Genomic DNA, 17390 nt, shown 5'->3' with positions numbered 1-17390 from the left:
ACCTCCTTGTTAACCAAAATGGACTCCTGCTTGTAAAATGCAATTGGCATAAGGCGTAGCCTCACCTGTGCGGATAACCGCCTTTACCTGCCTTGTTAACACCTTGAATTGCTCATGACTGACAGAAAAAGATACGTTGTCCTCTCCGAATCTGTCTATCATAAATTGCAGCGCTTCGGGGTTTGCCTCTCGGATTTCTTCTGCCACAATAACCTTTTCAATGACCATATCATCCGCAATCGTTTCTACGACTTCACGAAAACTCGGTGTTCCCAGCTTCAGAGCCAGATCAATCTTGCGTACTCCTTCCGGTACAGGAAGTCCGGCATCCGCAATCGCAATCAGATCCGTGTGACCGAGATCCGAGAGTATTTTGGAAATGTGACTATTGAGTATGCCATGTCTTTTCATTACAGACTCTCCTCCACTTCAGCTCGCGTTGGCATTCCACCTTGCGCTCCGAACTTGGTCACAGACAATGATGCAGCTCGATTAGCAAAGCGAATGCTATCTTGTAGCGGCTTGCCTTCAGCCAGAGCGACTGCAAATGCGGCATTGAATGTGTCTCCCGCGCCAGTTGTATCAACGGCCTTCACTTGGTACGTTGGCACAAGAACTTCCTTTTCTCCGTCATAATAACGTACGCCCTTGCTGCCTTCTGTAATAAACAATTTGTTCGGATACTGTCTCAGCGCCTCTGCTGGACTTACACCTTGGAACAATATTTCTGCCTCATGCTCATTCGGCGTAATGTAGGAAGCATGTTCAATGACCTCTTGTGATATCGCTCTTGCGGGTGCTGGATTCAATAACAGCGGTGTTCCAAACTTCGCGCACAGTCTACTAACGTGAACCACCGTTTCCTCTGGGATCTCCTGTTGGATCAATACGATATCTGCATTACGTATCACATCAACCGCCTCATCGACATAAGCGGGAGTCACTTCACGGTTCGCCGCCTCAACAACAACAATACTATTATCACCTTCCGCGAGAATGATATGAGCCGTTCCACTTTCTAAATGTGTAACCGGTTTCACATTTTGCGTATTTACACCATTTGCTTCAAAGTTGTTCAAAATGTCCGTACCGAAGGTGTCTTCCCCTACCCGTCCGATCATATGAACCTCAGCTCCCAGTCTGGCAGCAGCAACAGCTTGATTCGCTCCTTTGCCGCCAGGGACTGTTTTGAAGCTCTCGCCAAGAACGGTTTCACCCGCTCCTGGTCTTCTTGAAGAAGTAACGACTAAATCCATAGAACTGCTACCAATCACGCAAATTTTAGCCATCTGTACTCACCTTTCTCGTTGTTCCCCGCTCAATGAATCCAACAGGCAACTGTATGTTTTTATCCTCAATTGCAGTTTGTTCCACAAGCTTGATAAGTAATCCCGCCGCTTCTCTTCCCATCTCATATGCCGGTTGGCGAATCGTGGACAATGCTGGCGATAAGAGACCACTCATCGGAATGTCGTCGAACCCAATGACTTGAACATCCTCAGGGACTTTCCTTCCAATTCGTGCTGCCTCATGCAGAACGGCCATCGCGGCGATGTCATTGCTGGCAATAACTCCATCCGTGTCGGCATAATTCTTGAATAACTCTTCAGCCCACACACCTGCCTCGTTAAACGAGAATGAGGTTGTCTGAATAACCCGGTAATCAAGTCCAGCTGCACGAATAGTTTCGATAGCTCCTTCAAAGCGATCCTGAGCTGGGCGAATATGTGTCGGTCCCTGCATAACCGTGATCCGGCGGCTGCCCCGTCTGATAATCTCCTTGGCTGCTAGCCTTCCCCCTTCTCTACCATCCGCATACACAGAAGGTCGATCTAAAGAGGTTCTATCGAGAAACACTACAGGAATCTTCAGGTTCTCATATATTGAAGAATGAGGGTAGTTCGTTGAAGAGATCACACCAACCACGTTATTCTGAATGAACGTCTGGATGTAATCCTGCTCCTTTCGCTCATCCTCATCACTGTTTCCGAATATCAGTCTATAATCCTGCTCCTGCATCCGATCCTCAACTCCGCGAGCAAGCTGTGGAAAGTAAGGGTTTGCAATATCGGGCAGCAACAAGCCAATCAGTTTGGATTTGCGTTTATATAATGAGCGAGCCACTTCATTTGGGGAGAAGTTGAGCGCCTTCACGGCATCTTCTACTTTCTTGCGAGTATCCGCATGAACGTAACCCCTGTCATTAATGACTCTTGATACGGTGGCTACAGATACGCCAGCCAGATTTGCTACGTCTTTTATCGTTTTCATCATTTTTTCTCCTTATGTGTAACCGGTTACAGACATAAATTATCACATTCTATTTCATTTGACAAGCATTTCGTTACTGGAAATTTATCCTAGCAAGCCGGATGAGTGCTTCAATCTATGCTCATAATAGCTCTTCAGATCGTATCTGTTGACTCAGAACTAAGCCACATACGGATGTGAATCTGAAAGCCAAAATGACAAGCTCGTGGTTAACACGACCCTGCCATTCTGAAATTCCAGCACATCCTTTATCCTTGTAATACTCTTGCTTCCACAATGATATAATGCGATGTCCGTTCCTGAATGAACCACTTCTCGTCTTGGCGAACATATACATCGTGGTATTGCACACTATAATCCGTTAACACGTCTTGCCCCTCTTCATCCCTCACCATCTTCATTTGCGAAAATACAACACCCGTTGCTGAGTCCCCATCTACTTGCACAACATGCTGTGCATTGGCCGTGAAGTAACGTTTCACCAGTGCAACATGACCATTGAACTCTTCCTCTAACTGTTTAGTCCCCGTAACATCAGACACCAGTTGATCTCCGAAATACACTTTAAATCGTGTATCTGGCGTAAATAATAACATCTGTTCCGAGACCTTTTTGGCGTCGGTTAATGTTGCGTACGAATCAATGAGGTCTCTTAGTTCGGACTTTGCTTGTAAAATTTCTAATGACATGAAGTTATCCTCCTTGGGTAAAATATTAGTTTGATAATACGTTGTTATCCGACTCAGACATCTGAATCATTTCATTCCTTTATAGGAATATTTCAACGGATCATCCTTTCTATGCTCGACGTTATTCGCTTATTAATTAATCCAACATTTGTTGAATAAATAACGCTTATTGACTATTATATGAGATATACGAATCAATTCAATCGTTAATCTAGCCCATTGTGTTGGATATCCAACGCAATGGAGTGAGGTGTTAGATATCTTATCTGGAGGTTAGTTCGATGGAGGTCAGAATCGATAGAAGAATTGCAAAAACAAAGGCAGCAATCTTTCAATCCTTCGTTTCTTTAATTGCAGAAAAAAATTTCGAGCACATTACGATCAATGAAATTGCCGATCGAGCAAATATTAATCGAGGAACAGTATACTTTCACTACAGTGATAAGTACGACTTGTTGAACAAATGCATTGAAGAAAACTTGAATCAGATGATTGCAGTAACAACAACAACGGATCGCAATGGAGAAACCATCGATCTCATCGAATCTTCATTTCTTCCTGTAATGCGCTATTTTGAAGAGAACCACCATTTTTACTTCTCCATGCTCTCCAATAAAGGCGTTCCCGCATTCCGCGACCGTATGTTAGAGCTTACGACAACTCACATTAACATTCATATCCATATGGATGGGGTTAATCTAAACTATAATAAAGAGTTGATTACTCAATTCATGGCCTCCGCTTTTGTCGGAATTGTGGAGTGGTGGATTCTGAACCATATGCCGCTATCAGCAGATGATGTTGCACAGCAATTATGGGGTTTATTGAAGCGAAACCAAGTTATTAACTAAAGCTATTCTCTTCGTTATTTTGCTAAATATCATAAAAGGAAGTGTATACTATTGAACAGTGAAAATAATATTATGATTACTCCATTAACTAATGACTTAATTGAGCATATCAATATGACCAATGATTATTTTACGTTGTATGGTAAAGTTGTCCCCAGTTTGCAATCAGGAAAATGGTCGTATACCGAAATTCTGTTTGATGAAACGAGAGAAATACGTTATCCAGATGATAAACTTGAGTGGAGCCAATATATAAACCAAGAGGATAAAGCTTTATTTTTAGCTTATATAAATAATGTTTGCATCGGTCAGATCAGAATCATTAAGGATTGGAATCGCTTCTGTTATATTGAAAATATTGCTACCAAACAAGATTATAGAGGCAGTGGAGTCGGAAAGTTACTCTTAAACAAAGCAGAAGAGTGGGCAAAACAAAGGAACCTTATCGGAATGTCCTTGGAAGCCCAAGATGATAATCTGGGCGCATGCAGATTTTATGTAAAACAAGGATTCATACTCGGTGGAGTTGACACACTAAAGCAGTCATATAATTCTGATATCGATACCACTTTGTACTGGTATAAATTATTCAAGTAACAGGGCTTTAGCGGAATAAGAAATTCAGTCATTGCAACATAGGAAGAAGTGAGAAAAGAACGGCACCCTAGAGTGACGTTCTTTCTTGGAACTCACATTGTCGCTTATTAACTTCCATATACCTCAAATGCCCGGTGTCCTGCTCGAACCCTACTGGGCAACCCGTTATATACGATTCTCACATACCTTCCCTTCGCTTCAAACCGATCTACACGCGTCAATTCAGTCGATGTCTGACCCGTCTGATTCGAAACAACGCTCCATTGTTGCCCATCACCTGAAACCTGAATCACATACAAGAAGTTACCTTCCTGATGAAACTCCACCTTCGTTCCTGTAATAGAGTGTTCATGTAGCAGATCGACCTGCCACCAGTGACCTGGCGCATCATCTTCTGCCAGCCAGTAGGTGTGACTGTTTCTGTCGTTTCCATACATCGCTTCATGGCCTTCACGTACACTATCGCTGGATGCAGCCTTCATGTGTGCAAGGTCTTTAGCTGCAACTGTATAATCGGATGCTGCCTCGGCAGGTTGCTCACTTTCGGCAAGTAATTGACGAAGCTGATTTAGTTCAATCTCTACTGTGGGTTCAAACGAATCGGATGAAACATAGTCGATTAGACTTGTACGAAGCTGATCTGCAACAGGGCGATGCTGCAGATCGTCTTCAATGTTGATTCCGCAAATCAACACCTTGCCCTGACCGACGCTATATTCGGCAAGGTTCGTCAGCTTGCGATTGTGATAGAAGTTAGGAATGACCTGAACAATTGGGTTGAATGGAATGCCTTCGTTCACTACAAATGATACGGATTGATCCAGCAAGTCTTGCCATGGATGCTCTGCATATTCTCTGGTTGGTAATCCGTTCAATGCCATGTGGTTAGTATAAGCGAGAATACCACATGGTGCTTCTGTTGCAAAATGAGCCGGACTCCAGAACACAGGATAAAATTTTCCCGGGCTCGTATGTTGCAGCTTACCCTTTTGCGCCAGAAAGAGGATATGTCCTCCTGCTGTAAGATGCTGTTCCATCTCATCATCCAGACTTCGCTTCACCATGATTGACTGCGGGAATTCACTATGCTTCTCTGGGGATTCGTACACCCAAAATGGCCATTCATTTCGCACTTCGCTACCCAAAATTTCTAGGGAGATCGTTAATCTGTCACTCTTCTTGATGTACTGTGGTGCCAACGATACGATATTTCCCAGTGATTGCCCTGACCCATTTGGGATGATATCCGTTGGTAATGAGCCTTGGTCAAGAACCTGCCCCTCACTATTTTTGATAACCCAGTGGATAGAAGATGGCGGGATATCTGTTGCAGTAAAATGAGAAATATTGATCTCCGCAGCGAATTGTTCCGTATTGGTATAGATGCGCTTTGGCATACGGAGCAGCAGCACTGTTGATGCGCAGAATTCGCGAAATTGATGAGGCTCAGTCAAGCCTTTCGATTCCCAAAATGCATTGAGGATGCCGACCGTAGCTGTACTCTGTCCTGGGAAATCATGCAGATCTAACAACTGGAACCCTCCTAGACTCGGTGTGCGCAATGCAGCCTCAATCTCATCACGATACAATTGCAGTGCAAACATCCCCGTACCATGGACAAAGGAGCGAATATCCTCTGCTAATCCTCGTGTCTCCATATCTGCACGGATGGCCTCTAGATTTACCGGACGAAGCGCACCAGTGTATTTCTCTATCTCTTGCACGTCTGGATATACCGCATACTGTCCCACTTCATGGGAGATGACCGGAACAGACCGCGCTGCTACGGCTTCTCGAAAATCGAGCTCTGTTGACAGGGCTAGCTTGTCTGGAAAATATTGTCCTCGAACACCAATACCATCAACCGATTGGGCAATAAAAAGGTCGTCTGCCGGATCAAGCGGTCGATCCCAGTTGGTGGTGAGTGTGTACAAACGTCGATCATCGTTCACTTTCAGCTCTGCAACCATCTGATGCAACAGCTCAAAGTCACCATTCAGTTCATTGCCGTTACTGTATATGCAGAACGAGGGGTGATTCCCGTACACTTCCACAATTCTGCGAGCTTCTTGCGGTAAGTAGGTGTAATGCTCTGGATGTGTACCAACAGCCATGTTCCACGTATCCATCCACATCGGAGATTCAACCTGCAAGTATATCCCCAATTGATCCGCTGCTTCAAACGCCACCTCTGGCGGGCACCAAGAATGAAAACGAATATGATTTAACCCATACTCCTTAGCTGTTTGAAAGATCTTCTGCCATGATGCAATGTCCATTGGAGGATGACCGGTATGTGGGAAAATGCAGCATTCCAAGGTTCCTCGCAAAAAGACTGCCCGACCATTCATTTTTAATATTTTGCCTTCACGATTGAAGTAGCGTAAACCAAAGGTTTGATGTGTTACGACGCGAACCGGGTTATGTTCATCTAACACTATGGTTCCTTCTACCTTCATCTCATACAGGTTAGGCGTGAACTCATCCCATAACAAAGGATCTTGCCCCATAGGATATTCCAATTCAAAGTTCTGAGCTGATGAAGCAGGCACGTTCACTTCTTCTGTTATCTCATCGCCTACATGTGGAGCCGTCCCCTGCTTCATTGAGGCTCTTACCTTTAATTGAAAATGAGCCCTCGCATCTGTTGTGTTATGACATGTCCCCTTTACGATAACAGAACGCAGGTCAGGCCGAGGATAGATATGCACATTGTTGATCCAATAAGGCTCTAACGCATGTAACTCGATACGTCCAATGACTCCATTCCATATCGTTTGCGTTTCTTCCGTGTATGCACTCGAATGAGTACCCAGATTCTGTACATCCCGATTATCGATCCGAAGCGTAAACCGGTTTACCTTTCCAGGTTCAATGAGTGTACTCACATCGTATTCATGAGGTGCTGACAGACTGTCCTGCTGCCCAGCCAATTTACCATTCACCCATAGGGTAGATTGAAACATTACGCGTTCAAGAAATATAAAGAAGCGTCGATCTATGCAATCCGCAGGAATGTCGATTTCCGCTTCGTACCATGCTGCTCCGATATAACGATAGCGCTGACGTAGAGATCGGATCGACTCCCGATCCATTGTATCTCCCCACTGCTCTGCTTCAGCTATTCCGTTAACGGTGAGTGTGCCCGGTAGCGATACAGTCTCGCCTGAACCTGGTACAAACGAGTCATACCACTGTTCTGATTCTCCGATATCCTCGGGGTCGAGCGCATATTTCCACGCCCCTGCAAGTTGAAGTATTCTCCTGTCCTTCTGCTGCTCTGACATGCAGTTCACTCCTTATCCCACATCTTAGTAAACGCTTTAATTTTGAGTAACTCTCGTATATTATTTTAGAATAAGGATTACTCAGAAAGGAATGAGGATATGGCTAATAACCCTAACGATCCTGCTATGATAATGACGAAACAGCAATATACACATCCTCCCGGAATTCTCGTGTCCGATCATTATATCCAGCCTTATGGTTACTCTTGTTATCGTGAACAAGGAACCAAAGACTGGTTAATCATTTATACCCTATCAGGACAAGGATGGATTAATAATGGAGGAAAAGGATACTTAAGCTGCACACCAGGGACGTTAACCATGGTATCTCCTGGCACAATTCAAGATTACTTTACGGAGGAAGGAGGCGTGTGGGAGAAACTCTGGGCTCACTTTATCCCTCGCCTAAGCTGGGCCGATTGGATGCCTACCAGCAATACAAACGGCCCTTTAATTCAACTCGATCTACTTAACGAGCATTTGCGACAAGCGATTGAATCAGCCTTGTGGAGAGTGCTCTCCTATCGATTACACGGAGACGATGCGTTGAGAGATGAGCTGACCTTAAACGCACTTGAAGAAGTCATTTTGTTAGTCGCCAGCCAGAAGCAGTCGCAGAAGATGTTAGACGCACGCGTACAGGAAGTGCTCAACATCATATCTCAGGAATACACAGCACAACTTCTTATTGAGGATCTAGGTAAGCGCGTATGTCTGTCTCCTTCGCGTTTATCTCATTTGTTCAAGGAACAAGTCGGCGATACCATTATGGGCACACTGATGAAGCATCGTCTGAAACAAGCCGAGAAGCTGTTGAAGTACACGCTTCGCCCCATAACCGAGATTGCTCTAACCGTTGGTTTTCATTCACCCGATTATTTCTCGAGGCAATTCTCCACTCATTTTGGGGTCACTCCATCAAACTATCGGAAGACTTATAGGGATGGTGTGTTTTGACCATAATGAAGTCCGTCTGCTGCTCATCCCCCATATAAAATGAATGGGATCCCTGTTGCACAAATCCCATTCTCTTGTAAAATGCAATCGCATTATCATTTTTCTCCCAGACGCCAAGCCAGATTTTGTGTTTGTTCTGTTCGGTAGCAATTTCAATGGCTTTGTTGAGCAAATGTTTACCTAGACCATGCTTCTGATATGCTTTTTTTACATAAATTCGTTCAATCTCCATCGCTTCTTCGCCCATGCTTTCGGACTGAGCATCATTCATATTCATCTTCAAGTATCCGGCAAGCTCGTCGTGGAAATAGATAAAATAGATCTGTGAAGAGCGGTTAGCCAGCTCCTTTTCTAATTGTGCCGCATTAAACGCTCGCTCCAAATAGTCCTTCATATTCTCAGGTGAATTCTGATTTTTAAATGTGTCGTGGAACGTTTCAATACTGATATCTTGAAGTTGAAGCACTTCGTTAAGAGTGCATTTTGTTATTTTCACGTTCATGGATGAATCGCCCCTTACAAAATTAATAAAATTTAAATAAAGTCTATGCAATTTGTATCATCACTTTAATGTAATTTTGTTGTAAATGCAACATAATATATTTAGTGATTTGCTATTTACAACGAACTAAATATATATTAGAGTAATTAAGGACTTCAAATGTCTTTTATATATGTGTAATAAAAAGGAGATGGCTGTGCCATGGAATTCTGGGAATCCAGTTTCATAGATAAACAAACGATGTGGGGATTCGAACCGACAGAATCGAGTATTCTAACCAAGGCATTTTTCCTCGAAAAGAACGTTAAAGATATTCTCATCCCAGGTGTGGGCTATGGTCGAAATGCCAAAACCTTCATTGATGCCGGAATCCAGGTCACCGGAATTGAGATTTCCGAAACCGCAATCCATTTAGCGAGGCAGCACGGGCTTGATTTCCCAATTGCTCATGGCTCTGTAACCGACATGCCATTTGATGAGCATTTGTATGACGGTATATTTTGTTATGCACTGATTCATCTATTGAACAGACAGGAACGAGAACAGTTTATTCAGCATTGTTACAAACAATTAAAGCCTAATGGTTATATGGTTTTTACAACCGTTTCCCCAAAAGCACCGATGTTTGGACAAGGACAACAACTCGATCATCATTATTATGAGATCATGGAAGGACTTAAGATGTTTTTCTATGATGATGAGTCCATTCAAGAAGAATTCGGAGCATATGGACAGATTGAAATTTCTGAAATTGAAGAGCCCAACAAAATGATGAAAAACAAACCTTCGATCCCATTTTTGCATATTAAATGCAAGAAAGATGAATTAGCCTAATCATAATAGAAAAGTGATAGATAAAAAGGGCGAACAACGCTTGAAGCATACGTATCCGCCCTCTGCTCAGAATCCAAACAACTGTTAAAAGCTTACCTACATCAAGTCTCTCTCCGTTAATTAATCATGCTCGTGGTTAAGAGAGTATTTCGATATACCCTTCTGTTCCGTTCACACGAATTCGTTGCCCGTCTTTGATTAATTGGGTTGCATTCTCCACCCCAACAACTGCGGGTAACCCATATTCGCGGGCAATCACTGCACCATGCGTCATCAGTCCGCCAACTTCCGTCACTAGACCTTGTATAGATACAAATAAAGGTGTCCAGCCAGGATCAGTAAACGAAGTGACTAAGATATCCCCTGCTTCCAGATCGATATGTTTCATGTCTAAAATAACTCGTGCCCTTCCTTCAATGACACCAGAAGAGACAGGCAGACCTGCAATCGAACCTGCTGGCAGATGTTCCCGATTGTACTCTCCTATAATGATTTCACCTTCGGATGTCATCACACGTGGAGGCGTAAGCTTTTCAAATAATCGGTAATCCTCTTTCCGTTGATCGATCAACTGCTGATCCAGTTGGTTCGTGCGGACAACTTCGTGAAGCTCTTCATAAGCAAGGTAATATATATCCTCTACATTCTGAATCAGTCCAGCTTGAACAAGTCGTTCAGCATCTCTCAATAGAGCCTGCTTATAAACAAAATAACGACTGACGATGCCATACTTCGGATATTCTCGGTAACCAATGAACTTGCGGACAAGCTCGATCTTCTGCTTCGTTTCATGAGCTTTTTGCTCACCGTCAGGTAATTGCTTCAAGCGATCTATTAACTCTTGTTCCTTCTCCAAAGCTTCCTTGAGCCCTTGCTGGAATTTGTGCTTACCCGCCTGCGGCTCAAAATTTTTGATGTTACCAAGAATCATGGGAACCAGTGTTAATGGCTTTTCACTCCAACGAGTTCTTGTAATATCAATCTCCCCGGCACATCGCATGCCGTACTTGCTCAGAAAATCAAGAATTGCATCCCGACTTTCCTGTCCTCCATCCAGCTTCACGAGCTCATCTAGGAAGTTATCATCATCCGTTTGCTGCAAATAATCAATTACATCTGAATAGGGACGAATGACATCCGCGACATCCATTAACGCCAGACCCATCTCCGAAGTAATATTGCCCTCTACCGATTGTGTGAGCGTATCCGCTACGTTCTTTTCACCTAACCATTCATTCATATTTTCGTTTATCCATGCGGACGCTTGAATAGCAGACATAAATACAGCGGTACTTTGTGGGTCAAATAAATGCTTCTTCAGATCCTGCACATCTTCCAATATAAATTCAAACAATTCCGCTCCCGATTTATCTTGAATGTTATGCTTAAGATTATTAATTGAAGTCTGACTTCGCTCAATCAATTCAGCAACGATATTAGAATCAGGCTCAAGTGGTGGCAGGGTATCCGTGTTACGTCTAGCAGGAGGTGCAGATGCCTGGTCGCTTGGTAGCACAGTTATAAAATCTCGCTCGATGATCGTCTTGAGCGCACCTACAATAAGTGGATCGGAGCTTAAATTATTCAACAACGCTTGCCGGCCAGCAGCTGACGCCAGCATCGGTGCAATATCCACAAATAATCGACCTCCGGCTCTGCGCATCAGTGCTGGCGTAATCAGCAGGTAAAAGGATAAACCCAACGGTTTGATGGCATCTGTCATCATCTGCTGATGACCCACAGATAGATAGACGTGATTGTCAGCATCATCCACCTTAGGGACTGGAAATAAAGTCGTAATGGGGCGACTCTGAACGATATAGAAAGTATCCTCGGCCAGACACCATTCAATATCTTGTGGAAATCCAAAATAATCCTCAATTTGTCTGCCGATGTGTGCGAGCTGTACCATTTGCTGATCCGTAAGGGTTTGAAGACTCTGCTGATCAGGTTCGATCTGCCGTGTTTCCGTTCCCCCATCTTGCAGGCCATAGATTGCCAGCTTTTTGGTGCTGATAATTTTATTGATAATGTTGTCTGCCTGGATCTTGTAATTGTCAGCGGAGACTATGCCAGAGACTAGCGCTTCTCCGAGTCCAAAACTAGCATCGATGGATACCACGTTGCGATTGGATGTGACCGGATCAGCTGTGAACATAATTCCAGAAGCTTGTGGAAATATCATTTTCTGCACGATAACGGAGCAATACACGTGCTGGTGATCATACCCATTTTGTATTCGATAAATGACTGCACGATCGGTAAACAGTGACGCCCAACATTTGCGTATATGATGAAGGATTGCGTCTTGTCCAATGATGTTTAAGTACGTGTCTTGTTGCCCAGCAAACGAGGCATGAGGTAAATCCTCAGCAGTAGCACTCGAACGTACCGCATAAGCATGATCCACACCTAGCTTAGATAGATGGCTTGTAATTTCCTGAATTACTTCTAGAGGAATCAATGTTTCCATAATCGTTTGACGAATCTTCAGACTCATTTCACCGATCTCTGTTTGATCCTGTACAGTTAGTATCGTTAGCTGCTTGAGCAAAGCATGATAACTTTCATTTTGTTCAAGCGCTAGTTGAAATGCTCGTGTAGTCGCACAAAATCCATTAGGAACATGAATCCCCCCAACTGTGGATAGCTTCCCTAAATTAAGCCCTTTGCCACCAACAAGCATCAATTGTGTTGCGTGCATCTCCTGAAAATCGAGAACGAATGAACTCATTCAGCCTCACTCCAATCCGCCTATTTTGAAAAAAAACATTTGACAAGAATTTATCGGCATGATAAATTAATAATAGAAGATAGGTTCATTATGCCGATTAACTTATTATAGGAATTTGTATTCCGATTATATCACCGTACTTATTTACATACAATAACCAAAAAGAACCTGATGAATTTTCATCAGGTTCTTTTTATCGTTTATCATAGACTAGCCCTATTATTGCAAACACATGTTAGAACTCTATTATTACACTATTGCACGCCTCGCCACTTGATATGTATACAAGTACCAATCTATTCATCTAGCAACGCTGTCATTCGCAGAACTCACTTCGTACCTATACCGCTGCTCTGTACACGTCCACAACTTTAAATGTCTGGCAAACCAGCAGTATTTCTGGAGTAAACGTAAGTCCATACTGGCTCAATTGCCATGTGAAAAATTCAACATGCTCCTGATACCAATACGCATAGCTCAGATCACCCTCGCCTTCCGATCGAGCAAACTCATGACTAACTTCATTCATTTTCACGACTTCAATCTGAGTCATTTGGATAATCGCCAACGGATTGTTATCTCCGTCTAATACAATATCGTACCGACCTACCTTTGGAAGTTCCTCGTTCTCTAGCTCATATGTACAATGAGCAGAACACGTTCCGGTTTTCATGCCACTAACAACTAATCCGCCTAACTCATCTCCCATTGCTTTTGATCCGTCTCCAAACATCCAAGCACTTGGCGTGTCCATATTTAACTCGTTCTGTTTGGCAAACTTATGCCAGTATTCCTGTACTATACTTGCTGACACTATACGTTCCCCCTATAACTATATACTCCGTTGGATTTCATCTTATCTTAACATATTAATCTGGTATTGATCATTGCAGGCTCCATCGAATCTTGATCACATCTTATTGAAAATACACCTTTACTTACATTTAGCGATACAAGTTGTACGAATTATGATATGGTCATTGATGGAGATGAGATTAATACAACCATATGTGTACGAAACTGCGAGGAGAAGATGGAACGTGATCGAGAGAGAGATAACAGAGAAACGAAGTAAATTTCAAGACCCATTGTTTGTCATGCTCATAGCAAGCCTATGCTGCTTGTTATGGGGTAGTGCTTACCCATCCATTAAACTTGGATATGTCGCTTTTAACATCTTGCCGGAGGACATCGCCTCCAAATACGTATTTGCTGGATATCGCTTTACATTAGCCGGTTTATTGCTTCTAGTCCTGTTTCGAACGGTGAGAAAACAGAGATTGAAGCTGACCGGGCGTGAGTGGGCTAGCCTTGGCGCACTCGGAGTCTTTCAAACCGGTCTACAATATATGTTTTTCTACGTTGGGGTAGCCAATACAACCGGTGTAAAAGGCTCCATTATGAACGCAACAACAACGTTCTTCAGTGTTGTTCTGGCTCATTTTATCTATAAAAATGATAAGTTAAGTCAAAATAAAATTGTCGGCTGCGTGCTCGGGTTCGTAGGCGTTATCATTGTAAATTTCCATGCAGATCTGCTCACGTTCTCCTTCTCACTTACAGGCGAAGGATTCGTGATTATAGCTGCATTAGTTTTCTCGGTGACTGCGATCTACGCCAAACGTTTGACAGCCACTATTGATGTCATGATTATTACAGGAATCAGCTTGTTTGTTGGCGGTGTCGTGCTGACTTTGCTGGGTCTATCACTCGGCGGAAGTGTTACCCACTTTACTCTAGCATCTACAGCAAACCTAATTTATCTGGCCTTATTATCTTCCGTGGCATTCTGCCTGTGGAATCTGCTTCTTAAATACAACAAAGTCGGAAAAGTATCTGTGTACAACTTCCTCATTCCTGTATTCGGTGCATTTCTATCCGCAATGTTCTTGGGGGAATCGGTTCTGGAACTGAAAAATCTGGTTGCATTGCTGTTCGTATCACTCGGTATATACATGGTTAATCGGGTAGTCTCTGCCAAGGGCGATAAAGGGTTGGTCACCAACTACAAACCTTAATACGTGAACTGAATAATTACTACAAAGAGCCGCGAAATTAAATATTCGCGGCTCTTACATTTTTTATGACAAACAAGAATACACGACATTACGCAGCCGCCGCTGAACATAAGGCTCCTGACTGTTCAATAGATGCTGTGCATACATCACGGTCAGCTCGGAATCCGGATCAATGATCGCCATACAGCCCGCAGCACCACTCCATCCGAATTCACCTAATGGACTAAGTGATCCACTGCCTGCTTTGGAGATATGCGTACGTACACCTAATCCATAACCATACCCATCCATATGATCCCAGGAGTAGTCCCCTCGGGTCATTTCATTCAGGTGATCTGTTCGCATAAGCTCTACCGAAGCCTGGGAGAGAATTCGCACACCGTCTGGACTTGTGCCTCGACCTGTCAATGCATTCAGAAAACGAGCATAGTCGCTAACCGTGGACATCAGCCCTGCTCCACCACTCTCCAGCTCTGTACTTACACGGAATCCATTGCCATCCATCCGTACCGCTTGCCCAAGCTCATCATTGTAAGCATATTGCGGAATCAAACGACGCTGCTGCTCTTCATTCAGATCGAACGCCGTATCCTTCATGCCTAGTGGTTCAATAATTGCATCACGTAAATACGTACCAAACCGTTTACCACTAACAACCTCTACCAGAGCTCCCAGTACATCGTGACACATACTGTAATTCCAATGTGTGCCAGGCTCAAATAACAACGGTTCTTTGGCAAGCGCTTTCGCAAAATCCCGTGTACTTGCGGTTCCGTTACTACTCTGTACGATCTCCTGTATACTTGGACAACCCACATCATATGAGAATCCAGCCGTCATCGTAAACAAGTCACGTACCGTTATCGCTCTGGTCGCTTGTTCCAGCCGCACTTCCCCATTCGCCATCGTTTTCTTCACTTTCATGTCCGCATACTCTGGCAAATATTCGGATAACGGATCACTTAACAGCATATCGCCTCTCTCCACCAGCTGCAGCCCCGCAACACAGGTCATGATTTTGGTCATGGAATACAGATTGAAGATCGCTCCATCCCCGATTGGCGTTTGCTCCTCTAGATTGGCATACCCCTTCCGATAATGGAAAACGGGTTCATTTTGATGCATGACAAGCACCTCTGCCCACGGTACTCGCCAGGATGTGATGCGATCAATAAATGAAGCAAGCGGTTTAAAGTCCATGTTTTCCCCGTCCTTGTATGTAGAATCTATGATCATTATAGATGATCAATTGCCGATGTGGTCTACACTCACCCACATTCCGCGCACTCTATTAATATACGTCTCCAGTAAAAGCAAAACAACCATTCTCGGTATAATACCGAGAATGGTTAGGATAGAATCATGAAAACTGGCGCTACTACCGTTTCAGATCACTTATCTAGATACAGATTTAATAGCAAGAATGGAGATGCCCCCGATTGTAGATAACACAAAGGACATGATGAAAATGGACGAGAACCCGATCTGTGAGATCAAAATCGCAGCTATAACAGGTGCAATCGCTTGGGTTACCGTATTTCCGAGATTATAAATTCCGAGAAATAACCCCACTCGGTTCTTATCAGGAATAACTCGTAAATTAAGAAGGTTATCTAACGAGTTCCAGATCCCCATTCCCAGACCAGCCATAAACGCATAAATAATGATACCGGTATCATTTTGTAAGAAGAAAATGCTTAACGCTCCAATGCCCAGAAAAATAGTAGACAAACCTACGGGTAATTTAAGTAGATTAAATTTGTCTGAAATGGGGCCTGCAATGAATCCCATAACAATACCGAAGATTAACATAACGATATTTACTAATTGAATAGACTGCTGTGTAGCAGATGTATCTTTGTGTAGAAAGTCTGTCATGATGAATAATAAATAACCTGTAATCGCAAAGTTTCCAATCCCCTGAGCCAATTTGCCGAATAAAGCCAAATAATAATCTCGTCCAACAGACCACTTCGGAATCACAGCTATTAATTCTTTAGCCGTTATTTTCTCCCTTCTTACCGCTGCTGCTGGATCTAATTTTTCATGTAGATTGGATGGTTCACGAACAATATAAGCTGCGATCAACGTACCTACAAACGTAATAATCCCAAATAAGATAAAGCCTAATCGAAACTGCCCTAGAAACATAGCTGCAATAATCGTAAAACCATTATTACCAAGGGCCATCCCTAACCCGCCATAAGCAGATGAAGCTGTGCCTTTCCCTTGTTCAGGTGCCAAATCTAACCAAGCGACCATAGGAGCTACAATAAAATTCAATGCAACCTGTCCCAACATCCAACTGACTAACAAAAATGGAATCGAAGTGGACATGGATGCCAAGATCATCGCTAACATAAATACGAATGCGCCGGATACTAACCAAGGAGTGCGTTGGCCAAAACGAGATTTCGTACGGTCTGATAAATAACCAGCTACCATATTGGATAGTGCGGCAACGACCATGCCGAGTGCTGAAAATAGAGCTACAATTTCAATTTTATTATCTGCATCTAAATGCTGAATCATGGCAGGCAAAAACAAACTTGCCGCTGCTATATATGGCCCCAGCCAGGAAGCAGGTCCGATAATTAATCCTGGCACTAGACGTTTAAGTGGTATCGTATTCATATTGAACTTCCTCTCT

Annotated in this window: 15 protein-coding genes; 5 read left to right on the top strand and 10 right to left on the bottom strand. The window is 43.4% G+C overall.

Annotated features, from left to right (window positions below; all coding sequences use genetic code 11):
* Positions 1 to 9: 9 nt before the first annotated feature.
* The 4 genes from rbsD to M3636_RS06140 form a co-directional block, all read right to left on the bottom strand.
* Positions 10 to 411 carry a D-ribose pyranase gene (rbsD, locus tag M3636_RS06155; RefSeq protein ID WP_128101812.1) on the bottom strand — a complete coding sequence of 134 codons (402 nt, stop codon included), beginning with the start codon at positions 409 to 411 and terminating at the stop codon, positions 10 to 12.
* A complete protein-coding gene (gene rbsK / locus M3636_RS06150; RefSeq protein ID WP_128101811.1) occupies positions 411 to 1289 on the bottom strand; it encodes a ribokinase in 879 nt (292 codons plus the stop codon). The genes rbsD and rbsK overlap by 1 nt, the downstream gene beginning before the upstream one ends.
* Complete coding sequence (locus M3636_RS06145) at positions 1282 to 2271, bottom strand: LacI family DNA-binding transcriptional regulator (RefSeq protein ID WP_251381566.1); 990 nt, start codon at positions 2269 to 2271, stop codon at positions 1282 to 1284. The genes rbsK and M3636_RS06145 overlap by 8 nt, the downstream gene beginning before the upstream one ends.
* A 248-nt stretch (positions 2272 to 2519) precedes the next feature.
* The gene (locus tag M3636_RS06140; protein WP_251381565.1) at positions 2520 to 2960 is read right to left on the bottom strand and encodes a nuclear transport factor 2 family protein; all 441 of its coding nucleotides are present in this window, start codon (positions 2958 to 2960) and stop codon (positions 2520 to 2522) included.
* Positions 2961 to 3241: 281 nt separating this feature from the next.
* Here M3636_RS06140 and M3636_RS06135 point away from each other — a divergent pair, with 281 nt between their 5' ends.
* Positions 3242 to 3811: a TetR/AcrR family transcriptional regulator gene (locus M3636_RS06135; RefSeq protein ID WP_251381564.1), complete on the top strand. Its 570-nt coding sequence runs from the start codon at positions 3242 to 3244 to the stop codon at positions 3809 to 3811.
* A gap of 72 nt (positions 3812 to 3883) precedes the next feature.
* Positions 3884 to 4408 (top strand): GNAT family N-acetyltransferase, encoded by a 525-nt coding sequence (locus M3636_RS06130; protein ID WP_483311511.1) that lies wholly within the window; start codon positions 3884 to 3886, stop codon positions 4406 to 4408.
* A gap of 107 nt (positions 4409 to 4515) precedes the next feature.
* On the opposite strand, the gene M3636_RS06125 is transcribed toward M3636_RS06130, so the two are convergent.
* On the bottom strand, positions 4516 to 7695 hold the full coding sequence (locus M3636_RS06125) for a discoidin domain-containing protein (RefSeq protein WP_251381562.1): 3180 nt from the start codon (positions 7693 to 7695) through the stop codon (positions 4516 to 4518).
* A gap of 99 nt (positions 7696 to 7794) precedes the next feature.
* Between M3636_RS06125 and M3636_RS06120 the strand changes: the two genes are divergently transcribed.
* Positions 7795 to 8652, top strand: a complete 858-nt coding sequence (locus M3636_RS06120) for a helix-turn-helix domain-containing protein (protein ID WP_251381561.1) — start codon at positions 7795 to 7797, stop codon at positions 8650 to 8652.
* On the opposite strand, the gene paiA is transcribed toward M3636_RS06120, so the two are convergent.
* Entirely contained in the window at positions 8606 to 9154 is a 549-nt protein-coding gene (gene paiA / locus M3636_RS06115; RefSeq protein ID WP_251381560.1) for a spermidine/spermine N(1)-acetyltransferase, read from the bottom strand. The genes M3636_RS06120 and paiA overlap by 47 nt on opposite strands.
* Positions 9155 to 9355: 201 nt before the next feature.
* Between paiA and M3636_RS06110 the strand changes: the two genes are divergently transcribed.
* Positions 9356 to 9988, top strand: a complete 633-nt coding sequence (locus tag M3636_RS06110; RefSeq protein ID WP_251381559.1) for a class I SAM-dependent methyltransferase — start codon at positions 9356 to 9358, stop codon at positions 9986 to 9988.
* A gap of 136 nt (positions 9989 to 10124) precedes the next feature.
* Here M3636_RS06110 and ppsA read toward each other — a convergent pair whose 3' ends face one another.
* Both ppsA and M3636_RS06100 read right to left on the bottom strand, forming a co-directional pair.
* Positions 10125 to 12722, bottom strand: a complete 2598-nt coding sequence (ppsA, locus tag M3636_RS06105) for a phosphoenolpyruvate synthase (protein ID WP_251381558.1) — start codon at positions 12720 to 12722, stop codon at positions 10125 to 10127.
* Positions 12723 to 13062: 340 nt separating this feature from the next.
* On the bottom strand, positions 13063 to 13476 hold the full coding sequence (locus tag M3636_RS06100) for an ASCH domain-containing protein (RefSeq protein WP_128104441.1): 414 nt from the start codon (positions 13474 to 13476) through the stop codon (positions 13063 to 13065).
* Between the two features lie 286 nt (positions 13477 to 13762).
* Here M3636_RS06100 and M3636_RS06095 point away from each other — a divergent pair, with 286 nt between their 5' ends.
* Entirely contained in the window at positions 13763 to 14740 is a 978-nt protein-coding gene (locus M3636_RS06095) for a DMT family transporter (RefSeq protein ID WP_251381556.1), read from the top strand.
* A 63-nt stretch (positions 14741 to 14803) separates the two neighbouring features.
* Here M3636_RS06095 and M3636_RS06090 read toward each other — a convergent pair whose 3' ends face one another.
* Together M3636_RS06090 and M3636_RS06085 are read right to left on the bottom strand one after the other, a co-directional pair.
* Complete coding sequence (locus M3636_RS06090; RefSeq protein ID WP_251381555.1) at positions 14804 to 15940, bottom strand: serine hydrolase domain-containing protein; 1137 nt, start codon at positions 15938 to 15940, stop codon at positions 14804 to 14806.
* Positions 15941 to 16135: 195 nt separating this feature from the next.
* Positions 16136 to 17374 carry an MFS transporter gene (locus tag M3636_RS06085; protein WP_128101803.1) on the bottom strand — a complete coding sequence of 413 codons (1239 nt, stop codon included), beginning with the start codon at positions 17372 to 17374 and terminating at the stop codon, positions 16136 to 16138.
* Between the last annotated feature and the right edge of the window lie 16 nt (positions 17375 to 17390).

It is taken from the genome of Paenibacillus sp. MER 99-2 (assembly GCF_023714095.1).
GTDB lineage: Bacteria > Bacillota > Bacilli > Paenibacillales > Paenibacillaceae > Paenibacillus.
The sequence above is the reverse complement of the archived record's forward strand: the minus strand, read 5'-3'. Positions and strand labels throughout refer to the sequence as shown.